Source organism: Alistipes onderdonkii (assembly GCF_025145285.1).
GTDB lineage: Bacteria > Bacteroidota > Bacteroidia > Bacteroidales > Rikenellaceae > Alistipes > Alistipes onderdonkii.
The window spans coordinates 608,644-633,433 of sequence record NZ_CP102251.1; the positions used below are offsets into that span (position 1 = coordinate 608,644).

20 protein-coding genes are annotated in these 24,790 nt (G+C 58.4%); 16 read left to right on the forward strand and 4 right to left on the reverse strand.

What is annotated here, in order from left to right:
* The first annotated feature begins 135 nt into the window (after positions 1–135).
* The 6 genes from NQ559_RS02520 to NQ559_RS02545 are packed head-to-tail and all read left to right on the forward strand — an operon-like array spanning position 136 to position 12,544.
* Positions 136–1,425 (forward strand): MFS transporter, encoded by a 1,290-nt coding sequence (locus tag NQ559_RS02520; protein ID WP_018695055.1) that lies wholly within the window; start codon positions 136–138, stop codon positions 1,423–1,425.
* A gap of 5 nt (positions 1,426–1,430) precedes the next feature.
* Positions 1,431–2,438, forward strand: a complete 1,008-nt coding sequence (locus NQ559_RS02525; RefSeq protein ID WP_026318218.1) for a glycoside hydrolase family 130 protein — start codon at positions 1,431–1,433, stop codon at positions 2,436–2,438.
* Complete coding sequence (locus NQ559_RS02530; RefSeq protein ID WP_018695053.1) at positions 2,435–4,672, forward strand: GH92 family glycosyl hydrolase; 2,238 nt, start codon at positions 2,435–2,437, stop codon at positions 4,670–4,672. Before NQ559_RS02525 ends, NQ559_RS02530 begins: the two co-directional genes overlap by 4 nt.
* Positions 4,673–8,251, forward strand: a complete 3,579-nt coding sequence (locus NQ559_RS02535) for a GH92 family glycosyl hydrolase (RefSeq protein WP_018695052.1) — start codon at positions 4,673–4,675, stop codon at positions 8,249–8,251.
* 20 nt (positions 8,252–8,271) lie between these two features.
* Entirely contained in the window at positions 8,272–10,527 is a 2,256-nt protein-coding gene (locus tag NQ559_RS02540) for a GH92 family glycosyl hydrolase (RefSeq protein ID WP_412094106.1), read from the forward strand.
* Positions 10,528–10,534: 7 nt separating this feature from the next.
* Positions 10,535–12,544 carry a glycoside hydrolase family 97 protein gene (locus NQ559_RS02545; RefSeq protein WP_244061856.1) on the forward strand — a complete coding sequence of 670 codons (2,010 nt, stop codon included), beginning with the start codon at positions 10,535–10,537 and terminating at the stop codon, positions 12,542–12,544.
* A gap of 92 nt (positions 12,545–12,636) precedes the next feature.
* Here NQ559_RS02545 and mobB read toward each other — a convergent pair whose 3' ends face one another.
* Both mobB and NQ559_RS02555 read right to left on the reverse strand, forming a co-directional pair.
* The gene (gene mobB / locus NQ559_RS02550) at positions 12,637–13,866 is read right to left on the reverse strand and encodes a conjugal transfer protein MobB (protein ID WP_259802844.1); all 1,230 of its coding nucleotides are present in this window, start codon (positions 13,864–13,866) and stop codon (positions 12,637–12,639) included.
* Positions 13,851–14,270: a plasmid mobilization protein gene (locus tag NQ559_RS02555; protein WP_087401837.1), complete on the reverse strand. Its 420-nt coding sequence runs from the start codon at positions 14,268–14,270 to the stop codon at positions 13,851–13,853. Before NQ559_RS02555 ends, mobB begins: the two co-directional genes overlap by 16 nt.
* 457 nt (positions 14,271–14,727) lie before the next feature.
* On the opposite strand from NQ559_RS02555, the gene NQ559_RS02560 reads away from it, so the two are divergent.
* Entirely contained in the window at positions 14,728–14,865 is a 138-nt protein-coding gene (locus NQ559_RS02560; protein ID WP_018696548.1) for a hypothetical protein, read from the forward strand.
* A gap of 105 nt (positions 14,866–14,970) precedes the next feature.
* Positions 14,971–15,489, forward strand: coding sequence for a DUF3408 domain-containing protein (locus NQ559_RS02565; protein WP_018696549.1), 519 nt, complete (start codon positions 14,971–14,973; stop codon positions 15,487–15,489).
* 543 nt (positions 15,490–16,032) lie between these two features.
* Here NQ559_RS02565 and NQ559_RS02570 read toward each other — a convergent pair.
* Positions 16,033–17,250: a site-specific integrase gene (locus NQ559_RS02570; RefSeq protein ID WP_018696550.1), complete on the reverse strand. Its 1,218-nt coding sequence runs from the start codon at positions 17,248–17,250 to the stop codon at positions 16,033–16,035.
* Between the two features lie 338 nt (positions 17,251–17,588).
* Between NQ559_RS02570 and NQ559_RS02575 the strand changes: the two genes are divergently transcribed.
* Positions 17,589–17,891, forward strand: coding sequence for a GNAT family N-acetyltransferase (locus tag NQ559_RS02575; RefSeq protein WP_018696551.1), 303 nt, complete (start codon positions 17,589–17,591; stop codon positions 17,889–17,891).
* A gap of 49 nt (positions 17,892–17,940) precedes the next feature.
* On the opposite strand, the gene NQ559_RS02580 is transcribed toward NQ559_RS02575, so the two are convergent.
* On the reverse strand, positions 17,941–19,350 hold the full coding sequence (locus tag NQ559_RS02580) for a sialate O-acetylesterase (RefSeq protein ID WP_018696552.1): 1,410 nt from the start codon (positions 19,348–19,350) through the stop codon (positions 17,941–17,943).
* A gap of 202 nt (positions 19,351–19,552) precedes the next feature.
* Between NQ559_RS02580 and NQ559_RS02585 the strand changes: the two genes are divergently transcribed.
* The 7 genes from NQ559_RS02585 to NQ559_RS02615 are packed head-to-tail and all read left to right on the forward strand — an operon-like array spanning position 19,553 to position 24,747.
* On the forward strand, positions 19,553–19,774 hold the full coding sequence (locus tag NQ559_RS02585) for a 2TM domain-containing protein (protein ID WP_018696553.1): 222 nt from the start codon (positions 19,553–19,555) through the stop codon (positions 19,772–19,774).
* Positions 19,775–19,799: 25 nt separating this feature from the next.
* Positions 19,800–20,177 carry a DUF2141 domain-containing protein gene (locus tag NQ559_RS02590; RefSeq protein ID WP_018696554.1) on the forward strand — a complete coding sequence of 126 codons (378 nt, stop codon included), beginning with the start codon at positions 19,800–19,802 and terminating at the stop codon, positions 20,175–20,177.
* Between the two features lie 4 nt (positions 20,178–20,181).
* Complete coding sequence (locus NQ559_RS02595) at positions 20,182–22,539, forward strand: TonB-dependent receptor (RefSeq protein ID WP_018696555.1); 2,358 nt, start codon at positions 20,182–20,184, stop codon at positions 22,537–22,539.
* A 42-nt stretch (positions 22,540–22,581) separates the two neighbouring features.
* Positions 22,582–23,214, forward strand: a complete 633-nt coding sequence (locus tag NQ559_RS02600) for a hypothetical protein (protein WP_018696556.1) — start codon at positions 22,582–22,584, stop codon at positions 23,212–23,214.
* Positions 23,215–23,247: 33 nt separating this feature from the next.
* Complete coding sequence (locus NQ559_RS02605) at positions 23,248–23,838, forward strand: hypothetical protein (protein ID WP_018696557.1); 591 nt, start codon at positions 23,248–23,250, stop codon at positions 23,836–23,838.
* A 4-nt stretch (positions 23,839–23,842) separates the two neighbouring features.
* A complete protein-coding gene (locus NQ559_RS02610) occupies positions 23,843–24,478 on the forward strand; it encodes a hypothetical protein (protein ID WP_018696558.1) in 636 nt (211 codons plus the stop codon).
* Positions 24,463–24,747 carry a winged helix-turn-helix domain-containing protein gene (locus tag NQ559_RS02615; protein WP_018696559.1) on the forward strand — a complete coding sequence of 95 codons (285 nt, stop codon included), beginning with the start codon at positions 24,463–24,465 and terminating at the stop codon, positions 24,745–24,747. The genes NQ559_RS02610 and NQ559_RS02615 overlap by 16 nt, the downstream gene beginning before the upstream one ends.
* The last annotated feature ends 43 nt before the right edge of the window (positions 24,748–24,790 follow it).

Here is a 24,790-nt window from a genome sequence, read left to right on the forward strand (position 1 = left end):
CACTATTAACGAGCTTATTGGGGCTCAATCTTTTTTTCAAAATATTTATTTACGGAAAATGAATATAATTTAGGGGGAAAGTGGTTGAGTTGTGGCTTATTATAATAGACAAGCTAACAACAAAAATAATAACTAATGATACTTTATCCTCCTTTGCGTTGGGTTCCTACGCTTTATTTTGCAATGGGCTTGCCGTTCGTGGTTCTGAACATGGTTTCTGCCGTTCTGTTCAAGGATCTCGGCATCTCGGACGCACAGATCGCGTTCTGGACGTCTTTGATCATGTGGCCGTGGACGATCAAATTCCTGTGGAGCCCCTTCCTGGAAATTTTCCGCACCAAAAAATTCTTCGTCGTCACGACGCAGCTCCTGAGCGGCATATTGTTCGGCCTTGCTGCTCTGTCGCTTCACCGACCGTCGTTCTTCGCCGTTACGATCGCCGTCTTTGCCGTCGTTGCGTTCAGCGGCGCCACGCACGACATCGCGGCCGACGGCGTCTACATGTCGGAACTCACGACGCAGGATCAGGCGAAGTATATCGGCTGGCAGGGGGCTTTCTACAACCTTGCGAAACTTGTCGCCACGGGCGGTCTGGTGTGGCTTGCGGGGTGGCTTTACGAGGGTTTCTCGGCCGACGGCGCGTCTTCTTACGACGCCTCTGTGGGTTCGTGGACGGTCGTTTTGCTGCTCCTGTGCGTCACGCTCGTCGCTTTGGGCCTTTACCATCTCCGCGCGCTTCCTTCAGGCGGCTCGGCTTCAGAAGGCCGCTCGCTGCGGGATGGCCTGTCGGGTCTGCGCGAGGTCATCGGCGCTTTTTTCACGAAGAGACACATCTGGTATTATATCGCCTTCATCATCCTGTACCGGTTGGGCGAGGGCTTCGTGATGAAGATCGTGCCGTTGTTCCTCAAAGCCGATACGGCTTCGGGCGGTCTGGGCCTCACGAACCAGCAGATCGGCCTTTACTACGGGACATTCGGTGCCGGGGCTTTTCTTTTGGGTTCGCTGCTGGCGGGCTACTATATCGCACACCGGGGCCTGCGACGCACTCTTTTCATATTATGCTGTATCTTTAATATCCCGTTCGCGGTCTATGCGCTGCTGGCATGGCTGCAGCCTCAGTCGATGTGGATCGTGGGCGGGGGCATCGTGCTGGAATACTTCGGCTACGGGTTCGGATTCGTGGGCCTTACGCTGTTTATGATGCAGCAGGTTGCCCCGGGGCGTCACCAGATGGCGCACTACGCCTTCGCTTCGGGTATCATGAACCTTTCGGTGATGCTCACGGGCGCCGTTTCGGGTTACCTGAGCGATGCCTTGGGTTACGGCATGTTCTTCCTCGCAGTTATGTTGGCCACGGTTCCGGCATTTCTGGTGACGTGGTTCGTACCCTTTACCTATGACGACAAACCAAACGACAAATAATTTATATGGATACACTGAAAATTGCGGGCTCGAATCAGCCCGATATGCCGTGGGAGGATCGTCCCGCAGGCTCCAAAGAAGTGATGTGGCGCTATTCGGCCAATCCGATCATCCCGCGCGACGCGCTTTCGACGTCGAACAGCATTTTCAACTCGGCGGTCATTCCCTTCAAGAAAGGCAAGTATAACTATGCGGGCGTTTTCCGGTGCGACGACACGAACCGCCGGATGCGCATCCACGTGGGCTTCTCGGTCGACGGCCTTCGGTGGGAGATCGAGGAGTCCGACTTCCGGCTGGAGGGTGCGGACTCGGAGATCGGGCAGTGGGTCTACGGCTACGATCCTCGCGTTGCGAAGATCGGCGACAAATACTACGTTACGTGGTGCAACGGCTACCACGGGCCGACGATCGGCATTGCGTGGACGGATGATTTCGAGACGTTCCACCAGCTTGAAAACGCATTTCTTCCCTATAACCGCAACGGGGTTCTGTTCCCGCGCAAGATCGGGGGCCGGTTCGCGATGCTGTCGCGTCCGAGCGACACGGGTCACACGCCCTTCGGGGACATCTTCTATTCGGAGTCTCCGGACATGGAGTTCTGGGGCCGCCACCGGCATGTGATGTCTCCCGCAGCGTTCGAGGTATCGGCATGGCAGTGCATGAAGATCGGTGCGGGCCCCGTTCCCATCGAGACCTCGGAAGGGTGGCTTCTGTTCTACCACGGGGTGCTTCGCTCGTGCAACGGCTATGTCTACGCCTTCGGCTCGGCATTGCTGGATTTGGAGGAGCCGTGGAAGGTCACGGCCCGCAGCGGTCCCTATCTGATTTCGCCGCGCGAAACGTACGAATGCATGGGCGACGTTCCGAACGTCACATTCCCCTGCGCGTCGCTCCATGACCCCGAAACGGGCCGGATCGCCGTCTATTACGGATGCGCCGACACCGTCACGGGCCTTGCGTTCGGCTATATCCCTGAAATTATCGACTTCACGAAGAAAAACAACATCCTATGAGAAGCCTTGCGCTGCTTGCGGTTCTGACGCTGTGTCTGGGAGCACGGGCACAAGAGCCTGCGGAGTGTGTGGATCCGTTCATCGGGACTACGAACTTCGGGACCGCGAACCCCGGGGCCGTCACGCCGCACGGGATGATGTCGGTGGTTCCGTTCAACGTCATGGGGTCGGAGGAGAACGTCTACGACAAGGACGCCCGCTGGTGGTCCACGCCCTACGAATACCACAACAAATTCTTCACGGGCTTCGCGCACGGCGCCTTGAGCGGCGTGGGGTGCCCCGAGCTGGGCGCGCTGCTGACGATGGCCACGACGGGCCCTCTGATGGTGGATTACCGGGAGTACGGCACGTCGTACCGGGACGAAAAGGCCTCTCCGGGCTATTACTCGGTCTTTCTGGACAAGTACGGCGTCCTTGCCGAAGCCACGGCCACGGCGCGTACCTCGGCCGAGAGGTACACCTTTCCGGAAGGCACAGGGCATATTCTGTTAAATCTGGGCGAGGGGCTTACCAACGAGTCGGGCGCAATGGTGCGCCGGGTGAGCGCCACGGAGATCGAGGGTACGAAGCTGCTGGGGACGTTCTGCTACAATGCGCAGAAGGTTTTCCCGGTGTACTTCGTGCTACGCGTTTCGAAGACTCCGAGTGCCGGCGGCTATTGGAAGAAGCAGCGGAAGATGACGGGCGTGGAGGCGGAGTGGACGCCGGACAACGGGAGATATAAACTCTATACGGAGTACGGGCGCGAGCTTTCGGGCGACGACGTGGGCTACTGGTTCTCCTTCGACGGCCTTGCGGCGGGCGAGCAGGTGGAGGTGCGCATGGGCATTTCGTATGTCTCTACGGAGAACGCGCGCAAAAACCTCGATGCCGAGCAGGCCGCGGACGCACCGTTCGACGCCATCCGGGAACAGGCCCGCAAGGGCTGGAACGAGGCTCTGGGCAGAATCCGGGTCGAGGGCGGCGCCGAGCAGCAGCAGAGGGTGTTCTACACGGCGTTGTACCATGCGCTGCTGCACCCGAACCTCGTGAGCGACGTGAACGGCGAATACCCGCTGATGGAGCGTTCGGGCGAGACGGGCGTGACGGATGGCGAACGTTATACGGTCTTCTCGCTGTGGGACACCTGCCGCAACCTGCACCAGCTGCTGACGCTTGTCTACCCGGATCGTCAGCGGGAGATGCTGCGCTCGATGACGGGGATGTACGAGGAGTGGGGTTGGCTTCCGAAATGGGAGCTTTACGGCCGCGAGACCTTCACGATGGAGGGGGACCCTGCGATCCCGGTGATCGTCGACAGCTGGATGAAGGGCCTTCGGGATTTCGATGTCGCCAAGGCCTACGAGGCGATGCGCAAGTCTGCCACGACGCCCGGTGCGCAGAACCGCATGCGGCCCGACATCGACCCCTATATCGAGAAAGGCTATATCCCGCTGGGATTCTATGCCAAGGACCTTGCGGGCGACACCTCCGTCTCGCACGCGCTGGAGTACTACATGGCCGACGCTGCGCTGTCGCTGCTGGCCGACTCGCTCGGACACGGGGACGACGCGCGTCTGTTCCGCGCCCGCTCGCTGGGCTACAAACGCTATTACAGCCCGGAAAGCGGTACTTTGCGTCCGCTCCATCCCGACGGAACTTTTTTAAGCCCCTTCGACCCGAAGGCGGGCGAGAACTTCACGGCGGCTCCGGGCTTCCACGAGGGGAGTGCTTGGAACTATACGTTCTACGTTCCGCACGACGTGGAGGGGCTTGCGAAGCTGATGGGCGGACGACGCAAATTCATCGACAAACTGCAAATGGTCTTCGACGAGGGATTGTACGACCCTGCGAACGAACCCGACATCGCCTATGCGTATCTGTTCAGCCGCTTCCGGGGCGAGGAGTGGCGCACGCAGCGGGAAACCCGGCGGCTGTTGGAGCGATACTTTACCACCGCCCCCGACGGCATCCCGGGCAACGACGACACGGGGACGATGTCGGCGTGGGCTGTCTTCACGATGCTGGGCCTCTATCCCGACTGCCCGGGCGAGCCGTACTACACGCTGACGTCCCCGACGTTCGACCGTGTGGAGATCGACACGGAGCGGGGAACGCTGGTGATCGAAAAAAGCGGCGAAGGGTATATCGACCGGATGACGCTTGGCGATAAACCGTTGAAAAATTATCGTATCTTGCACGATGAATTGCTCAAGGGCGGAAAACTTACTTTCGAACTTAAAAACAAGAGATAGATGAAACTTACGGGATTCTTATTCGCCGCGGCCCTGCTGGGCACGTGCACGCAGCCTGCCGCGGAGGAGAATTACACGCGCCATGTCGATCCGAAGATCGGCACAGGCGGCCACGGGCACGTCTTCGTGGGAGCCAACGTCCCCTTCGGCCTGGTGCAGGTGGGTCCGACGAGCATTCCGCAGACGTGGGACTGGTGCTCGGGCTACCACGCGAGCGATTCGACCGTTATCGGCTTTTCGCACACGCACCTTTCGGGCACGGGCATCGGCGACCTGTTCGACATTACCGTCATGCCCGTCGTGGGTGAAGTGACCTATGCCCGCGGCGAGGAGAATGACCCGGCCTCGGGCCTGTGGTCTTACGCCGACCGTACGCGGGAGATCACGAAACCCGGTTATTACTCGGTTCCGCTTGTGCGCTACGGCATTACGGCCGAGCTGACGGCCACGGAGCGCGTGGGTCTGCACCGCTACACGTTCCCGGCGTCGGACGCCGCAGCCGTGGTCTTCGATCTGGAGAACGGCGGCTGCTGGGACAAGGCCACCGATACGGGCTTCCGCTTCTCGGACGACAGCACGCGCATCGCCGGATGGCGCTGCTCGACGGGGTGGGCCAAAAATCAGGAGGTCTACTTCGTGGCCGAGTTTTCAAAACCCGCGAAGGGGATTTCCTACCTGCAGCCGGGCGAGATAGACGATTCCAAAATGCCCCGGATCGCGGCCCGTTATGCACGTGTGGACTTCGACACGGCGGAGGGCGAACAGGTGCTCGTGAAAGTGGCCCTTTCGCCCGTAAGTATCGAAGGCGCGAAGGCAAACCTTGCGGCGGAACTCCCCGGATGGGATTTCGACGCTACGGCGGCCGCTGCCGACAAGGCGTGGAACGATGAACTGTCGAAGGTGAAGATCGAGACGGAGGATGAAACGTCGAAGCGCATCTTCTATACGGCGCTGTATCATACGATGGTGGCTCCGTCGCTCTTCTGCGATGTGAACGGCGATTACCGCGGAGCCGACGGCAAGGTGCATGAGAATCCGGGGCGCGATACCTATACGACCTTTTCGCTGTGGGACACTTACCGGGCCGCGATGCCGCTGATGACCGTCCTGCACCCGGAGCGGATGCCCGACATCATCCAGACGATGCTGCACATCGCCGACGAGCAGGGACGGCTCCCGGTATGGCACCTGTGGGGTAATGAGACCGACTGCATGGTGGGCAACCCGGGCATCGTAGCGGTGGCGGACGCCATCGTGAAGGGCATCGGGGGCTTCGACCGCGAAAAGGCCTTCGAGACGATCCGTAAGACGGCCATGAACCCCGACCGGGGCAACGGCCTGCGCATGGAGTACGGCTACATCCCGTGCGAGATGTTCAACGAGGCCGTAGCCTATGACATGGAGTACGCTTTGGCTGACGGCGCGGCGGCGCGTGCCGCCGAAGCGCTGGGCAAGGCGGAGGATGCGAAGTATTTCGAGGAACGCAGCCATAGCTACCGCAACTATTTCGACCCGCAGACGGGATTTATGCGGGGCCGGGATTCGAAAAAAGGCTGGAGGACGCCCTTCAATGCGTTCGCCTCGACGCACCGCGCCGACGATTACTGCGAGGGCAACGCCTGGCAGTATACGTGGCTGGCTCCGCATGATGTCGCAGGTCTTGTCGGATGCTTCGGCAGCCGGGCGCGGATGCTCGAAAAACTGGACTCGCTGTTCACGGTAAGCTCCGTGGTCGAGGGCGGCGAGACATCGCCCGACATTTCGGGCCTGATTGGCCAGTACGCCCACGGCAACGAACCGAGCCACCATATTTTGTACCTTTATACGATGCTGGGTCAGCCGTGGGAAACGGCCGACAAGGTTCGCGAGGTGCTCACGACGCTCTACCACGCCGCTCCGGACGGCCTTTCGGGCAACGAGGACGTGGGTCAGATGTCGGCCTGGTACGTCCTCTCGTCGCTGGGCATGTACGAGGCCGAGCCTGCGGGCGGAAGATACTGGTTCGGATCGCCCCTGTTCGACAGGGTCGAAATCACCGTCCCGGGCGGGACCTTCACGATTGTCGCCGAGAACAACTCCGCTGCGAACAAATATATCCAGCGGGTGTGGCTCAATGGCCAACCCTACACAAAGCCTTGGATCGGTCATGCCGACGTGATGAAGGGCGGGGAGCTGCGCTTCGAGATGGGGGCCGAAGAGAAGGTGTGGTACTGTCCGGACGAACCGGAGGCGTACGCCGACCAGCGGCCCGCGGAGGAGCAGCGGCTTTTTAAGTCGGAAGCGGTAGAGGGGGAGATCGCCCGCGTGTGCGGTCTTCTGACCAACGAACGCCTGCGGTGGATGTTCGCCAACTGCTTCCCCAACACGCTCGACACCACGGTGCACTACGGCGAGGACGAGGCGGGCAATCCCGATACCTACGTCTACACGGGCGACATTCCGGCCATGTGGCTCCGCGACTCGGGGGCGCAGGTGTGGCCCTACGTGCAGTTGTGTAAGGAGGACCCGGCGTTGCAGAAGATGATCGCGGGGGTGATCCGGCGGCAATTCAAACTCATCAATATCGATCCTTACGCTAATGCCTTCAACGTCGGCCCTACGGGTGACGGCGAGGATGTCGGCTATCCGGGCAACGATCAAAGTCCCTGGGTTTTCGAGCGCAAATGGGAGATCGATTCCCATTGCTATCCTCTGCGCCTTGCGCACCATTACTGGAAAACCACGGGCGACACGTCGGTCTTCGACGGGGAGTGGATCTCTGCGATGCGCAATATTGTAAAGACTTTGAAAGAACAGCAGATGAAGGAGGGGCCGGGCGATTACATCTTCCTGCGCACGACCGACCGCCAGCTGGACACCCGCTGCCACGTGGGGCGCGGCAACCCCGTGAAACCCGTGGGGCTGATCGTCTCGGCGTTCCGTCCTTCGGACGACGCCACGACCTTCGGGTTCCTCATCCCGTCGAATTTCATGGCCGTCACGTCGCTGCGCAAGGCCGCCGAGATCCTGACGGCGGTGAACGGCGAGCGGGAGCTGGCCGCGGAGTGCACGGCGCTGGCCGGAGAGGTGGAAGAGGCATTGCAGAAATACGCGGTGGTCGAGCATCCGGAGTTCGGGAAGATCTACGCCTTCGAGGTGGACGGATTCGGAGGCTGCTTTCTGATGGACGACGCCAATGTGCCGTCGCTGCTGGCAATGCCCTACCTGGGCGACGTGGAGCGCACGGATCCCATCTATGAGAACACCCGGCGGTTCGTCTGGAGCGAAGAGAACCCCTACTTTTGGAGAGGCTCCGCCGGCGAGGGCATCGGCGGCCCCCATATCGGGGTGGAGATGATCTGGCCCATGAGCATCATGATGCGGGCCTTCACGTCGGAGGACGACGCCGAGATCCGCGATTGCATCGTCGCCCTGATGACCACCGATGCCGGGACGGGCTTCATGCATGAATCCTTCTCGCGCCACGATGCTGCGAATTTCACCCGCCCGTGGTTCGCCTGGCAGAACACGCTCTTCGGGGAACTCATATTAAAACTCGTAAACGAAAACAAGGTCGACTTACTTAATTCCATTGACTGACCGGAAAAAACCAAATAACAATGATAAAACCTGTTTCTTTGCTGTTACTTGCCGCCGTTCTGTGCGGCAGCTGCGGAAGCCGCACGGGGCGCACCGCGGCAACCTCCTGCGACGAACCTTCGGCGCGGCCTTCGGAATACGTCTCGACGCTCGTAGGCACGCACTCCGACTTCACGCTCTCGACGGGCAACACCTACCCGGCCGTCGCCCTGCCGTGGGGCATGAACTTCTGGACGCCCCAGACGGGCAAGATGGGCGACGGATGGGCCTACACCTACGGCGCCCACACCATCCGGGGCCTGAAGCAGACCCACCAGCCCTCGCCGTGGATCAACGACTACGGGCAGTTCTCCATCATGCCTGTACGCGGACGCGACAAGGTCGATGAAGAGAGCCGTCAGAGCTGGTTTTCGCACCAGTCGGAGGAGGCACGCCCCTACTATTATTCGGTATACCTCGCCGACCACGACATCAAGGCCGAGATCGCCCCGACCGAGCGGGCTGCGATCATGCGTTTCACGTTCCCCGAATCGGACGAGTCGGGCGTGGTGATCGACGCTTTCGACCGCGGATCGTACATCAGGGTCATGCACGACAAACGGACTGTCGTGGGATACACCACGCGCAACAGCGGAGGTGTGCCCGACAACTTCAAGAACTGGTTTATCGTGCGCTTCGACCGGAAGATCCGGGATTTCCAGATCTATGACGGGGCGAAACCGGTCGAAGGCGAACAGTTAGTCGGCGAACACGCCCTCGTGCGGGTAGGTTTCGTAACCCACCGCGGCGAGCAGGTAATGGCACGCGTAGCCTCGTCGTTCATCTCCGAAGAGCAGGCCGTACAAAACCTCGGGGAGCTGGGAAAAGATGATTTCGAAACCGTGAAGGCCAAGGCGCAAGCACGCTGGGACGAGGTGCTCGGACGCATCGAGGTTGCGGGAGGAACCGTAGATCAGTACCGCACGTTCTATTCGTGCCTCTACCGTTCGACCTTGTTCCCGCGTAAGTTCTACGAGATCGACAAGAACGGCAATATCCTGCATTACAGCCCCTACAACGGTGAGGTACTGCCGGGATACATGTATACCGACACGGGATTCTGGGACACCTTCCGCAGTCTGTTTCCGCTGCTCAATCTGGTCTATCCGTCGGTCAATGCCGAAATTCAGGCCGGGCTGGCAAACGCTTACCGCGAGAGCGGATTTCTGCCCGAATGGGCTTCGCCCGGACACCGTGGGTGCATGGTCGGAAACAACTCGGCGTCGGTCGTTTCGGATGCCATCCTGAAAGGTGTCACCCCCGAGGAAGACATTGCGACGCTCTACGAGGCGATGCTCGCAGGACGCCGGAAGGTACACCCCACGGTGAGCTCCACGGGGCGCCTCGGACACGAGTACTACAACACACTGGGATACATCCCCTACGATGTGGGCATCAACGAGAATGTCGCACGCACGCTCGAATACGCCTACGACGACTGGTGCATCGCGCAGGTGGCGAAAAAACTGGGAAAAACGAACGACGCTGCGATGCTGGAAAAGGCTTCGCAGAACTATAAAAACCTGTTCGATCCCGAAACGCGCCTGATGCGGGGCCGCAATGCCGACGGGACGTTCCAGACGCCCTTCAGCCCCTACAAGTGGGGCGACGCCTTCACCGAGGGAAACGCGTGGCACTACACATGGTCGGTGTTCCACGATGTCGAGGGACTGATCGACCTGATGGGAGGACGCAAAGGATTCACGCGGATGCTCGACTCGGTCTTCGTCGTGCCGCCCGTCTACGACGACAGCTACTACGGGTTCCGCATCCACGAAATTACTGAAATGCAGGTGGCCGACATGGGCAACTACGCCCACGGAAACCAGCCTGCGCAACACATGATTTATCTGTACGACTACTGCGGGCAACCCGCCAAGGCACAGTGGTGGGCCCGCGAGGTGATGGACCGGCTCTATTCGCCCAAGCCCGACGGTTACTGCGGCGACGAGGACAACGGGCAGACTTCGGCATGGTATGTATTCTCGGCTTTGGGATTCTATCCCGTATGTCCCGCCTCGGACGAATATGCCGTCGGATCGCCCCTGTTCCGCAAGGCCGTCATTCATCTTGAAAACGGCAATACGATCGAGATCGACGCTCCGGAGAACAGCTCCGAGAACCGTTATGTCGGTAAAATGGCTATCGACGGAAAAGTATCGGAAAGGCCGTTCCTTAGCTATTCCACACTTCTGGAAGGTGCGAAGGTGCGCTTCGAGATGGAATCCGAAAAATAGCCTTCCCATGAAGATTCCGAATCCACATGCTGCCTTCATGGCCTTCGCCTGTGCATTGTTTGCAGCATGCTCTCCGCAGCAGCCCTTCGTAACCTCCCCTGACGGGCGCATCGCCGTATCTGTCGAAGCCGATGCAGAGGCGGGCGTGACCTATGCCGTCACGGTCGACGACAAGCCCCTGATACTGCCCTCGGCGATGGGACTCGCGGCATGCGGAACCTCGCTGCAGGGAGCGACGATAACAGGCGTATGGCACTCCTCCCACGACAAGCTGTGGACAGCCCCTTGGGGCGAGAACAAACGGCACCGCAACCGTTACAACGAAATGTCCGTCGCAGTGCGGAAGTCGGATAAAAGCATGGCCTTCACGCTCCGCTTCCGCGCATTCGACGACGGAATAGCATTTCGCTACGAACTGGCGCAGCCCGATTCGCTGGCCGTGACGGACGAACTGACGGAATTCCGGTTCGCAAATGAGGGTCATACGATGTCGTGGTCCATACCCGGCAATTTCGAGACCTATGAACTCCAGTACCGCGAGCAGCCCGTAGCACGGATAACGGATGCAAACACGCCCTTCACGTTCCGCACTGGGGACGGAATATTCGGAGCCGTGCACGAGGCGGCCCTGTACGACTGGCCCGAAATGGTATTGAGGCGCGACAGTGCGGGGGTGCTGAAAGCCGACCTCGCGCCCCTGCCCGACGGCGTGAAGGCGTACATTCCGGGACGCTTCACGACGCCCTGGCGCACGATACAGATAGCAGACAGGGCCGTAGGCCTGATTAACTCGTCGCTGGTGCTCAACCTGAACGAACCTTCGAAGATCGAGGATACCTCATGGATCGTGCCGCAGAAGTACGTCGGCGTATGGTGGGGAATGCACCTCGGAACGCAGGTATGGACGATGGGGCCGCGACACGGAGCAACGACACGGAATGCCATCCGGCACATCGACTTTGCTGCGGAAAACGGCATACAAGGAGTGTTGTTCGAGGGCTGGAACAAAGGATGGGAGAACTGGGGCGGAAACCAGCAGTTCGACTACCTCGAACCCTATGCGGATTTCGATCTGGAGCGAATAGCCGCCTATGCCCGTGAAAAGGGCGTGCAACTGTGGATGCACAATGAAACGGGAGGAAATATTCCTGAGTACGAAGCCGTCCTGGAAGCAGCGATGAGGAGGTATGCCGAACTGGGGGTTCACACGCTCAAAACGGGATATGCAGGGGGATTCAAAGGCGGTTACCTCCATCATTCGCAGTATGGAGTGCAGCACTATCAGCGGGTCGTGGAAACGGCGGCGAAATACCGGATCATGCTCGACGTACACAAGCCGATAAAGGAGACGGGGATACGACGCACGTGGCCCAACATGATGACACGCGAAGGGGCGCGGGGCATGGAATGGAACGCATGGTCGGAAGGGAATTCGGCAGAGTATCTCACGACGCTGCCCTTCGTGAGGATGCTGAGCGGACCGATGGACTACACTCCGGGAATCTTCGACATCGACTATTCCACAGCGAAGGCCGACAAGGGACGGATCGAGTGGAACGGGCCCAACGCGGAATGCTGCATAAAGACCACGCTGGCACGGCAGATAGCAAACTGGGTGATCATATACTCGCCCCTGCAGATGGCCGCAGACCTGATCGAGAACTACGAAGGGCATCCCGCATTCCGGTTCTTCCGCGACTTCGACGCAGACTGCGACTGGTCGAAGGCATTGCAGGGAGAGATCGGCGACTATATCGTCGTTGCAAGACGGGCCAAAGACAGACACTTTCTCGGGGCAGGAACGGACGAGAAGGCAAGGACGCTCGTGCAGAAGCTCGACTTCCTCGAACCCGGAGTGACGTATACCGCGACCATATATGCCGATGCTCCGGATGCGGGGCGCAATCCGGAGGCATACCTGATCGGGAAGCGGGCGGTGACGGCACGAGATACCATACGCATCGAGATGGCTGAACGGGGCGGGCAGGCAATAACTTTTATTCCGGCAGAGAAATAGAAGATGCCGGTGGCACGGGGAGGCCACGACGGAAAGCCGACAGGGAACAATGAGAAACGGGATCTGATCCATATCAGACCCCGTTTTTCGTATCAGGAACGATGTCGTCTTTTTTTACGCCTTTGTTGCATCTGCCGTTGCTGTTCTTCATAAGCCTGCGTGTCGGCCAAATCCAATACCGTATCGACAATGCCAGAAATAGGATTGGCGGCATGGTTTTGCACTTCATGTTTCTGTTCCGCCTGTCGTTCTGCAACCTGTTGCGTCTCTTTCGGAGCCGGATACAATTCATTGAAAACATTGGCCGAAAACTCTTTTCCCAGCACCGATCCGTTGGCAACGATGCCTGCGTTGTGGTCGATGAAGGTCGCACCGTAAATCCTTCCCACGGGATTTATGCGGAACACGACATCGATACCGTCCGCTTTCAACAGTTGCCGAAACTCTTCCCTTGTATTGTCCGGGCTCATGGCGTCTTTGACTGTTTGCCGCAGCCGGTCGAGTGTCCCGTCCTGCTTCAACGCGCTCTTCGACCGCTCATAATACTTTTGAAGGGCCTTATAGCCGACATCTTTTCCGATACGGCTCGATTTGAACGGCGTGCCGATACCGTAGCCATCGTCGGTCATGGCACCGTAAATCACTCCGGCATAGTCCCGTCCGTCGACGGTTCCCGTACGTTCCTCGACCGAAACATTGAGCAGCTCCAACAGGGTGCGGAATTCTCCATACGACGAGCATTTGTAATTTCGCAGACACGACCGGGCGACGGACGAAATCTGTTGCTTGACATTCCCCTCGGAATAATTCACCTTCCGCAGGCCCTCCCTGTCCGTCAGTCCCTGTCCCTTGACGCTCGGATGCAGACCGTATTTCCGCTCCAAGTCACGCAGAATCTCCATCGAGCGCCGGGCCTCGAAATCGTGCGGGAGTTTGCGGCCCTGCTCATCGACACGCAGTGACACGATATGGAGATGCTCTCTGGAAATGTCCTTGTGCTTGAAAACGATATAAGGCTGTTCGCCGTAACCCATGCGTTCCATGTACTCACAGGCGATTTTCCGGAGCTGTTCGTCTGTCAGCCTGTCCTCCGGTGAAGGGTTCAGCGAGGCATGGAAAACCGTGTTCGTAGTCCTGCGGTTGGCTTCGAGATACGGCATGAAGCTCTCCATGCAGGCGTCAATGTCAAGGCGTCCGCATTTATCGTATGGTTCGAGCATCTTCTGCCAGAGGAGCACTTCGGCTTCATCCTTATCCACTTTCTCCTTGTTATAGCGCAAAGCCCCACCGGGCGAGGAGCCCGATCTTATATTCGCAACCACTCCTTAGCCTGTTTTGCGAGGTTGAGAATCTCGATACTGAGGGCTTTCAGTTCGCGGGTTCGCTGCTCCAGCATAGCGATCTGATGCGGGATAGCAACGTTGGAAAAGTGCGCGTTGATGGCTTTTACGATCTGGTTATAGTTGTTCCCGAGCTTTTGAAATTGGAAATAAAAGTCGTTCAGCCGGGCGATGAACTGCACCTTCGAAGGGTCGCGTTTGACGACGACGAACTCCTCGTTGAAGATTCTTTTGACGATAAACCGGCTGCGGTTATGCTCCAATCCTGCCTTACAAAGCATCTGCTTAAAGCGGATATTCTCTTCCGTGGTGAGTTTGAAATTATACCTGTGGACTCTGGGATCTGTCGTTGTCGGGCGTCCGATCCTCTTTTTCGTGGTTGTCATCAGTCTGGTAGTTTAAGTGGCGTGACTCGGGAACGCCACCCAGCCTCGCAGAGCGAGCACCTTTCGTATGCCGAAAAACTTTTCGGCATACAAAGGTACAGCTCGCTGTTTCTTTGCAGAAACAAAAATCCGCGCCGGAGAATTTCTATCGAAAGTTTGAAAACTCCTCCGTTACGGCTTCCGGGGACGGGTCGGTTCCCGGTGCAATATTACAACCGTCCGGGCGCAAAAAAAAGCCATCGGTGCGGACTGGAGCGGTCGTGAGCGGACAGCAGAACCGAGGTATTTCACCCGGTTGTATCTTGCAGCATGAAAGGTCGGTTTTCTTATTCCGTTCATTATTCCGATATAAACCGCATTAAACAGAAAACGGTATTTTGAATGGTTTAAAACATAAAACCGCACACACATGCTTTACGACTGCAAAACGAACATTCAATCTTAAAAACGTTGTATCATGGATTCATTAAAAGAACAAACCAGACCCGCCACCAAGTCTTCGAAGCCTCCCCGCATCGAAGTCGACGAAGAGATGGTGCGCCGTATGATTATCGGACTGGCCTCTTTGGATTCAAAAGTCGTTATCCCGCTATAAACCACACGAAATAAAACACGGTATTTTGAATGGTTTAACCCAATAAACCAGACATACATGCTCTATGCCCGTATGGCTGACAATCAATCTTAAAAACGTTGTACCATGGATTCATTAAAAGAAACTGACAAATCCGCAACAGAACCTCCGAAACGTTCCCGTATCGAAGTCGACGAAGAATTGATGCGTCAGATGATCGCCGGACAAGCTTCTTTGGATTCGAAAGTCGTCCGCCGGATTTCCGAACCGGAAGAGGAAAATACGGACGATCCCGAGGAAAAGACATCGGCAACTGCATCCGTAGCATCGGTAGCGGTTGCTGAAAAAACAAATGTCGACACCCAAACGAGTGGCGTAAAGGAACCGGCCGGATTCCGTCGTAAAAAGCTCGCGCTGCCGGATTTCGAACGCACCTTCTTCGCGCCGGTGGATTGCCGCAACCGATCGGCGATCTATGTCAGTACCCGAACCAAGCACAAAGTATCGGAAATACTCCACCTGTTAGGGAATGAGAGTACAAGGCTTACGGTCTTGGTCGACAATATGCTGCGATTTGTCATGGACATTTACCGCGACGAGCTGAATTATCTCCACGAGAAGAAGAACAATAGACGACCGTTTTGAACAGACAATGCGAATTGGAACGGCAGAAAGAGTTATTCCGGCAGATGGACAGACAGTCAATTATGGATGCAGGTGATTTTTCAGATAAAGGGATAAAGCGATGCTTAGAGAAATATTTCTATATTTCTGCCAATCCGAGTATTTCAATCTGCCATCCAAAAGGCGGCGTGGGAAATCAACCTTCACGGTACTGCTCGCCAGTTACCTGCATTACACTTTGAGGCATGACGTGCTTGTCGTAGACTGCGACTATCAAAGTTCAGATATGCGTGCTGTGGAGCAAACGCCCGTTGGGTGCCGTCCGGGGCGCAGAAAGCCTCCTTTTCCGACGGTAGCGTTCAGCAAAATGCCGGGGATGGAAATACGCAAGGCTCGCCCCTCGGGCGATTCGCATGGCCTTGCGGATTTTCATCTCCGGCGTTTAATTCCCTGCCGGCGGAAAGAGATTACAGGGATATATCAGACTTTTTTGTTTTGAAGGGTGAGACGATATATGCTGTTCTCACATGGCTCCGTATCGTTTTTCCCAACTGTCTGCTATTTCTATACAGCCATAAATTTATCCGCCAGCTTCTCCTTGAGCATCTCCACCTCCCGGTCGATCATCGGCTGGGTCACCTTCGCATAGGTCTGCGTCGTGGTGATGCGTTTGTGCCCCAGCATCTTCGAGAGCGTTTCCAGCGACACGCCGTTCATCAGGCAGATCGTCGTGGCATAGGTATGGCGTCCGACATGGAAGGTCAGCTTCTTGTCGATGCCGCATAAGACTGCGATCCGTTTCAGGGAGCGGTCCACCGTATTCAGATGCGGCATGAACGCGAAGACGCGATCCGCACCGTCCCGATAACGTTCCAAAATGGACAGGGCCGCAGGCAGCAGTTTGACGACATACTGCGTGTCCGTCTTGCAACGGTTGCCTGTGACCCACCAGTCGCCGTGTGTATCCTGTCCGAACTGTTTCCATGCAAGGGTTTTCAGATCCGCGTAGCAGATGCCCGTAAAGCAGGAGAAGAGGAACAGGTCGCGGATCACACGCTGTTTCCTCGTGCGGAGCGCGGCATGCTGAAGCGTGAGAATCTCTGTCTCGTTCAGGAAGGCACGTTCCGGTGCGGGTTCGTTGTATCGGTACGAGGCGAACGGGTTGCGGGGCATGATCCCGTCGTTGAAGGCAATCTTGACCACATTGATCAGGCAGTCCAGATAACGGCAGATGCTCGTGAGTTTAAGCGCCCGTTCCGTCTTCAGGTAGACATGGAACTGTTCGATGAACGACTGTTCCAGTTCGGCAAGGGCGATGTCGCTCACACGGTATTTTACAGTAAGGAACGCTTGCAGGTGTTTCATCGTGGCAAGATAACGGTACCACGTGTTTTTCGAACGGTCGACGCCGATACGGCCGTGCAGGTCGTCCGTAAAGCTGCGGAAAGTGGACAGCAGGGTGCGGTAACGCTTCCCGAATCCCAGCCAGGCGTTCTTCACCTTCTCGGCCGTCACATAGCTTTCCCGGTCGCGGATATCCCGATAATGACGGTCGAGCTGCGAGCGGATATCGTCCAGATGGCGGTTGATACGGTCGGCTTCGAGACTCCGCCCCTTGGCACGGCCGCCGCGGACTTCCCACAAACGCTCCGGAACCGTGAGCTTCGCACTGAATTGCGAAATAGTACCGTTGACCGTGATGCGGCCCATGAGGGGAACCGCAGACTGTGTTTTTTTCTTGTTCCTTTTCAGGTAGAACAGAACCTTGAATGTGCTGCGCATAACTCTGCTTTTTTAGGGATACAAAACTAATTTCCGCAGAGTCTTCGGTCAAGATGAATGGAAATGCAATAGACGGTAAATCACTATTTTAGGAAATAAAAGGCATTCCCGAACGAGGTAATGCTTTGGTAACTGAACCCACGCTTGACGATGCCGCCGACTACCGATTCGACAACCTGTATAGAGTGAACTGGATAGAAAAACTACCTGATTATCAATACCAATGCTTACATTTGCCTTTTTACCAAATTTGTGATACTTTTGGTGGCAAAAGTAACATTTTTCCCGATTAGGAACTATATTTGAAGAAGCAAAGCCACTATCTAAAGCACAAGGTTATGGAAAAAAGAAAACACTCGCTGGTCGACAATGCCGACGAAAAGCGCTACGAATTCGACCTGGGCGACGACATCGCCATCATCGAATACATCAAAACCCAGGGATTCATTATCCTGACACACACCGAAGTCCCTGAAAAATACGAAGGGCAGGGCATCGGCGCCGAGCTGGTGCACGACGTACTGGAGGATCTGCGCGCCAAGAAAATACAAATGATCCCCCAGTGCCCCTTCGTCGCCCAATATATCCGCCGCCATCCCGAATGGGTGGACGTGGTACTGAAAGAAATACCCGCCAAATAAACAGGAAACCCGCCGGGAGGCGGGTTTCCTGTTACGGTATCACAAGCATTCAGAAATCGTCCGTGCGGAACGGCACGACCGGTAGACCCCGGATGTTGGCCAGGTTGCCGGGCATGAAATCGCGGAACCCGTACCGCACGGCAACCGGGCGGACAACCTCCTTCGACGAGATGACCAGCAGCAGTTTCCGCCTGTCCACCGCCACATCGGCAGGATGGAATACCCGGTCGGGGCCGCACACTTCGAACCCGCGGATATCCTCCATGCGGCTGAACCCCTCTTCGGTATGGGACAAGGCAACGTAAGCCTTGCCGTCGCGGATCTCGATCGACCTGAACCGCGGGCTTTCGCAGGCGATATCTGAGAAACCGTAGGTCTTGTTGAGTGCCATGAAGGCCAGCCTGTGCCCTACGTCGCGTTTATTCTTGGGGTGGACATTGGTTGCCTCGTAGGGTTCCACCAGGTCGTTCGTGCAAATCACGCCGCTGTTGGGGATGAGTTCCCGTGCCTCCCACTGCGCTTCGCGCAGATAGGGGCCGTTGCCGCTGCCATAGGCGAAGGGGGCGACCTCGACGTAATAGAACGGGATATCGCCCTGCTTCCAGAGCGAACGCCACAGCCCTACCATGTTGGAAAGGCGGACAGCATAGTCCTTATACTGGTTTACGTTCGATTCGCCCTGATACCACAGGAAGCCGCGGACGGTATACCCCGCCACCGGATGCAGCATGGCATTGTACATCACCATCGGGCGCAGCCAGTGGGTCGTGGCCTCGATGCCTTTTTCCGTCAGGTCGATATCGGGATAGGTTTCCAGTATCTCGCGGTTCGTCCAGCCCTCGACGCGGGTTCCGCCCCACGTGCAGTCGACAATGCCGACAGGCACGTCCAGCACGTCGCTGAGCAGTTCGGCAAAGAAATAACCCGTGGCGGTGAAATCGGGCGCGGTCTCCACCGTACATGGCCTCCATTTCCCCGGAACCCGCTCCTGGGGCGTATAGGCCGCCGTGAGGGGTATTTTCACGTAGCGGAGCCTGTCGCGCATACTCCCCGCACGGGCTATGATCTCGTTGGCCCCGGCGATGGGACAGTTATTGAACCCGCGGAGCGGCATCTCCATATTGCTCTGCCCGCCGGCGAACCAGACTTCGCCGATCAGCACGTTGTCGAGCACGACCCTATCGCCGCTTACGATCGTCACCTGCTGCGGCTCGTAACTGCCGGCCGGGGTGTTCACCAGCGCAGACCAACGGCCGTCGGCATCGCTTCGCACGGTGCATTCGGCACCCCACGAGGTCTCGATCCGCACCGTGGCCCGGGGATCGGCCCAGCCCCAGAGGTGGCATTGGGCATTTTGCTGGAGCACCATGTCGCTGCCGATGATCTCGGGCAGTTCGACCTTGGCCGCGGCACCCCATGCGGCGGCAAGGCAAATAAGGGACAAAATGAGTTTCTTCATATCGGGCAGGTATCAATTTCCCGCAAATTTACATTTTTTCCGGCAACCGGGAATACCCCGCGCGCATAAAAACGACCCGGCTGTTAATATAGGTATCGAATTTTTTCGAAAATTCCTGTCCGGAAATTTGGTTTATTTCATAAACTATTTTATATTTGCAATAGATTTATAAACCAAGAGAGTCATTTCACACCGCAAACCTATGGAACTTCTGGAAAACACCACCGACAAACGCCGCCTTTTCGGCCGCTGGTTCGCCCGCCGCATCACCACCTACGTCGCGGTATGCGCGTTCCTCGCCTTCGTCAACTGGTACACCTCGCCCCACTACTGGTGGGTGGTATGGGTCATGGCCGGCTGGGGGCTGAACCTGATCCTCTCGCTGGTCTGGTACCTGACGGGCTGCGACGAGGACAAAGATTAACGTCAAACCCATAAAAATCCCGGTTATGCAAACCTTACACCTGTTACTGGCCGCCAGCTTCATGCTGGCCTCCACGGCCGTCTCGGCCAAAACGCTCGAAGTCACCGTATCGGACATTCGCAACGACAAGGGCAACATCCTCGTCATGGCCAAGGTCGCCGGGCAGGAACAGCCCGTCTACGGCATGGCGGCCGCAAAGGCCGGCAAAGTCGTCGTGACGCTCGAAGGCATCGAAGCTGATGCGGCCGAGCTTTCGCTCTTCCACGACGAAGACGGCGACTACAAGCTGAAGATGGGCGACCGCGGCCCTGCCGAAGGCTACGCCACCCGAAAATGCAAGCTTCCCGCCGAGCACAACACGGCCACGCTGAAGCTCTACTATCCTGCCACCGAAAACGAATAGGCGCATGTACCGCCCGCTGCTCACCGCACTGCTGCTCGCCGCGACGATCCCGGCCGCGGCTCAACATACCCTCCGGGGGCGCGCTCTGGAGGGCGGCAGCCCGGTCGGCTACGCCACGGCCGTGCTGCTGCGCGACGGACGCCAGGCAGCGGGTACGACGACCGACGACGCAGGGGGCTTCGTGCTCACGGCGGATACGGGCCGTTACACGCTCGTACTGCGGCACGTCGCCTACCACCCCTTCGAACAGGAGGTATGCGTCGCCGCAGCGGATACCGACCTCGGGGATTTGCCCCTTGCACCTCTCGGAATCAGCGAGGTGACGGTGACCGCCGAGACGGTGACGCGGCAGGCCGACAGGTTCGTGGTCAGCATCGGGAATACGCCCGCACTCGCGGGACAGGACGGCACCGAACTGCTGGCACGGGCGCCGGGCGTATGGCTGGGTGAGGACGGCATCTCGATCAACGGCGCCGGCGGTACGAAAGTCTACGTGGACGGCCGCGAGCTGAAAGGTTCGGCGGAGGAAAACACCTCCTACCTGCGCAGCCTGACCGCAGCCGACATCGCCCGCATCGAGGTGGTACCGCTGGCGGGCGCCGAGTTCACCGCCGACAGCCGGGGCGGCGTGATCCTCATCACACTGCGGTGCAGACGCGACGGCGGCATGGACGGCAACCTGCAATTCTCCACGGTGCAAAGCAACCGGATAACGGGCTATACCCCCACGGGGCGCATCGGCATCCGCACGGGGCGCTGGACACTCACCGCCTCGGGGTCGGGAAGCTTCACCCCGGCTGCCCAAAGCCGCTTCACGGAGACCCGCGGGCAGGCCGGGCAGCCGCTGCCCTTCGCCGGCAGGAGCGATTCGAAGAGCCGCACAAACTACGGGCGCGGGCATTTCTCCGCGGTATTCGACCCGACGCCGAAACACACCGCAGGTTTCGACATCGAATACACGGAACGCAGCACCCACATGCCGACACTATCGCGCACCACACTCGGACAAACTCAGAGCGACAGCCGCTACCGCCAGCACATGGGCGGGAATACCCTGACCGCAACCGCCAATTACATCTGGAAGATCGACACGCTGGGATCGCAGTTCAAACTGATCGCCGACTACACGCGTTACACCTCCCACGGCGACAACAGCTACCATACGACGACCTGCGCACCCGGAACCCTGCGCGACTCGCTCTACGAATCCGCCACGGGTTCCGTGTACGACATCCTGACGGCCGACGCCGGGCTTACGCGCAAACTGCCGCACGGCCTGACACTGCGCGCGGGACTGCGCTACACCCGCAACGGCATGGCGGACGACAGCCGCTACGCGGCACAGATGCAGGGCACATGGCAGGCACTGCCCGAATACGGCTACGACCAGCATTACACCGAGCAAATCGGCGCGGCCTATGCCTCGCTGGAGTACAGCGCCGGGCGGTGGGAGCTTTCGGCCGGGCTGCGCGGTGAATACACCTCCGTCGCATCGCAGGCCTTCGGCCGCTCCTATTTCGGGTTGTTCCCAAACGTTTCGGTCAGCCGCGCGCTCAACGCCCTGCGCACATGGCTGCTCGTGGCGCAGTGGAGCCGCAACATCGAACGCCCGGCATTCCCGGCGCTGAACCCCGCACGGATCCGCATATCGGATTACAGCTGGCAGTCGGGCAACCCCTCGCTACGGCCGACCTACATACACCGTTTTTCGCTCACGGCCGTATGGAAATACCGTTACACGCTCACCGTGGGCGGCAACTTGCACCACGACCTGATCCGCGAAATCGCACACAGGGACGCAACCGACCCGGACGCCGTGTATATCCGTCCCGAAAACCATTACACGGAGAACCACTGGTTCGTGGCGGCGAGCGTCCCGGCGAAAATCACCCACTGGTGGAACCTCTCGGTCAATGCCGTCGGGGTGATGCAGCGCATTCGGCTCAACAGTACCGACAGCCCGGCGACGCACTACCTGATGTTCGCCGACGCCACCTGCTCGTTCACGCTGCCGGCCGGATTCTTCGCCGAAGCCGCCTACCGTGCCCAGAGCCGCCTTTACTCGGGCAACAGCGAGGTCGGGCCGCGCCACACGCTCTCGGCGACCGTCAAAAAACAGTTCTTCGGCAAACGCCTGACGCTTTTCTGCACCCTCTCGAACATCACCGGCTGCGACTGGGAGTTCGCATCCCTGACCGACGGCATGCGCCGCACGATCGACGCACGGCAGGCCTGGTCGGGGCGTTTGTGGAAAGCCGGTGCGGCCTGGAATTTCCGCGCCGGCAAAAAGTTCCGCGCCCGCACCGTCGAAAGCGCAGCGGAAACCCAGCGCAAGCGCCTCGTGAAAAGCACGGAACAATAAAAATTAATTCGTAACTTTATCCCCCGTAACCGACCGTCCGCCATGGAAGACAAAAACCTCAACGCAAACCAGAGCATCGAACTCATCCAGCAAATGATCCGCGGCACCCGCCGCCGGCTCTCATTCGGCAGCAGCAACCTGTTCCTCCTGTGGGGATACCTGCTGGCCGCAACCGCCATCGGAATCTTCGTCCTGCTGAAAACCACCGACTGCCGCGCCTGGCAGTGGCTGTGGCTGGCAGCCGCAGCGGCCGGGGGCATAGTGACCCGGTGGCACAACAAGTCCCGCGCCCCGCAGGTCAAAAGCTACACCGACCGGCTGCTGGAACAGATATGGGGCTGCATAGCGGCACTGATCGTCCTGTCGGCGATCCTGGTCTTAGGGTACGACACCCGGACAGTCGACCCGCTCTTCCCCGCGTTGCTGCTGATCGGCGCCGGCCTCTTCATCTCGGGGCAGGTGATCCGCAACAGATACATGTACTACGCGTCATGCATCGTCGTGCCGATCGGCTTCGGCATTACCCGCGACTCGTGGCTCAATGCCGACCCCGACTACAACCTGCTGCAATTCGCCGCGGCAATCCTCATCGGGCTCACGGGTGCCGGCTATGCACTCAGGCGGCAGGTAAGGCGCGATGCGGACGAAGGGCGGATAACAAACGGAGACAACTGAAACGACATGAAACGGACGCAAAAACACATCGCTATGGAAGACAAGCAACTGAATGCCGCCGAGAGCATCGCGCTCATCAGCCGCATGATCGACAATACCCGCAACCGCATGGTGCGCAACTCGGGACGGCCGTTCCTGGTCTGGGGTTACGTGACCGTCTTCACGACGCTCCTGGTCATGGGTGCGGTATACTATTTCCAGGATCCGAAATGGAATATCCTGTGGATGGTGCTCCCCGTTTTGGGCGCATTGCTGATGTGGCTGACACGCGACAAGCATACCGAGGGCAAAGTCAGCACGTTCGTCGACCGCGTCATCAACAACGTATGGATGGTGACGGGCCTTACGGCGTGGTTCGTCAGTATGCTCACGCTATTCAGCCAGATACGGCTGCCGATCTTGTTCATCATCCTGCTGACGATGGGCATGGGAACCACGATCACGGGGCTGATCATCCGGTTCCGCCCGGCGACCGCCGGCGGTGCGGCGGCGATCGTCCTGGCTCCCGTTTCGCTCATCGTGAGCGGGTACTGGATGCCCACCCTCTTCGCCGTCGGATTCGTCGTGATGATGATTATCCCGGGGCATATCCTCAACTACAAGTCGAACCATACGAACGGATAACGCAATGAACGGACAGAAAATATCCGAAACGGAAGCGCTGGACATCATCGCCCGCGTCTTCGACCGCAATATGCGCCGCATGAATTACGTGCGGGGCGAATTGTTCATCTTCTGGGGAGCGCTGCTCAGCCTCACGGCGCTGGCCGAATACGGGCTTTACCACTGGACAGGCGACGTGCGCGTACTGTGGAGCTGGCTGGCACCGCTGGTCTGCGGCTATATTTGGACGGTTCGCAATTCGCGGCGGAAGGCCCTCGTCCGCACGGGGTTCGACGACCTGCTGATCCTGATATGGGGCATGCCGGCGATGATCTCGGCCGCCGCGATCGTCTATGCCGTAACCATCCCCGGGAATACGATAAACCCCGTAGGCGTCATGCAGCTGCTGCTCGGCACGGCACTGGCTATCACCGCCGAATTCTACCGGGGGAAAGGCTCCCAGCAATCGGGGTCGTTCGCAGCGCTGCTGATGCTCTCGATCTTCGAGCTCATCATGGCTTTCAACTATACGTTCCGTGTGCCGTTCGACGCCCAAGGCGGGACGTGGATGCTCGAACTCTCCGCCCATGGCATACTGCTCGTACTGCTACCCGGTTTTATCCTCCGCCACATAACCCGCAAGCAATGTTCAAAGAACTGAATCCGCTGCTGCATTCGGAACTGAGACTGGCCGTGATGTCGATCCTCATCGGGGTCGAGAGCGCCGACTTTGTCTTTATCCGGCAGCAGACCGGAGCCACGGCGGGCAACCTTTCGGTACAGCTGGACAAGCTGGCGAAGGCGGATTACATCGAAATCGAAAAGACCTTCCGCGGGAAGATGCCCTGCACGGTCTGCCGCATCACGGACACCGGGCGCGATGCCTTCGCCGAATACGTCGCGGCATTGCAGACCTACATAAAAAGATAACCACAAAACGTCCACGGCGTTCCGCCGTGTTTATTGCCGTCCA

Coding starts and splice junctions, on each gene's coding strand:
- NQ559_RS02520 (WP_018695055.1), top strand. CDS start 136: ATGATACTTTATCCTCCTTTGCGTTGGGTTCCTACGCTTTATTTTGCA.
- NQ559_RS02525 (WP_026318218.1), top strand. CDS start 1,431: ATGGATACACTGAAAATTGCGGGCTCGAATCAGCCCGATATGCCGTGG.
- NQ559_RS02530 (WP_018695053.1), top strand. CDS start 2,435: ATGAGAAGCCTTGCGCTGCTTGCGGTTCTGACGCTGTGTCTGGGAGCA.
- NQ559_RS02535 (WP_018695052.1), top strand. CDS start 4,673: ATGAAACTTACGGGATTCTTATTCGCCGCGGCCCTGCTGGGCACGTGC.
- NQ559_RS02540 (WP_412094106.1), top strand. CDS start 8,272: ATGATAAAACCTGTTTCTTTGCTGTTACTTGCCGCCGTTCTGTGCGGC.
- NQ559_RS02545 (WP_244061856.1), top strand. CDS start 10,535: ATGAAGATTCCGAATCCACATGCTGCCTTCATGGCCTTCGCCTGTGCA.
- NQ559_RS02555 (WP_087401837.1), bottom strand. CDS start 14,270: ATGACAACCACGAAAAAGAGGATCGGACGCCCGACAACGACAGATCCC.
- NQ559_RS02560 (WP_018696548.1), top strand. CDS start 14,728: ATGGATTCATTAAAAGAACAAACCAGACCCGCCACCAAGTCTTCGAAG.
- NQ559_RS02565 (WP_018696549.1), top strand. CDS start 14,971: ATGGATTCATTAAAAGAAACTGACAAATCCGCAACAGAACCTCCGAAA.
- NQ559_RS02570 (WP_018696550.1), bottom strand. CDS start 17,250: ATGCGCAGCACATTCAAGGTTCTGTTCTACCTGAAAAGGAACAAGAAA.
- NQ559_RS02575 (WP_018696551.1), top strand. CDS start 17,589: ATGGAAAAAAGAAAACACTCGCTGGTCGACAATGCCGACGAAAAGCGC.
- NQ559_RS02580 (WP_018696552.1), bottom strand. CDS start 19,350: ATGAAGAAACTCATTTTGTCCCTTATTTGCCTTGCCGCCGCATGGGGT.
- NQ559_RS02585 (WP_018696553.1), top strand. CDS start 19,553: ATGGAACTTCTGGAAAACACCACCGACAAACGCCGCCTTTTCGGCCGC.
- NQ559_RS02590 (WP_018696554.1), top strand. CDS start 19,800: ATGCAAACCTTACACCTGTTACTGGCCGCCAGCTTCATGCTGGCCTCC.
- NQ559_RS02595 (WP_018696555.1), top strand. CDS start 20,182: ATGTACCGCCCGCTGCTCACCGCACTGCTGCTCGCCGCGACGATCCCG.
- NQ559_RS02600 (WP_018696556.1), top strand. CDS start 22,582: ATGGAAGACAAAAACCTCAACGCAAACCAGAGCATCGAACTCATCCAG.
- NQ559_RS02605 (WP_018696557.1), top strand. CDS start 23,248: ATGGAAGACAAGCAACTGAATGCCGCCGAGAGCATCGCGCTCATCAGC.
- NQ559_RS02610 (WP_018696558.1), top strand. CDS start 23,843: ATGAACGGACAGAAAATATCCGAAACGGAAGCGCTGGACATCATCGCC.
- NQ559_RS02615 (WP_018696559.1), top strand. CDS start 24,463: ATGTTCAAAGAACTGAATCCGCTGCTGCATTCGGAACTGAGACTGGCC.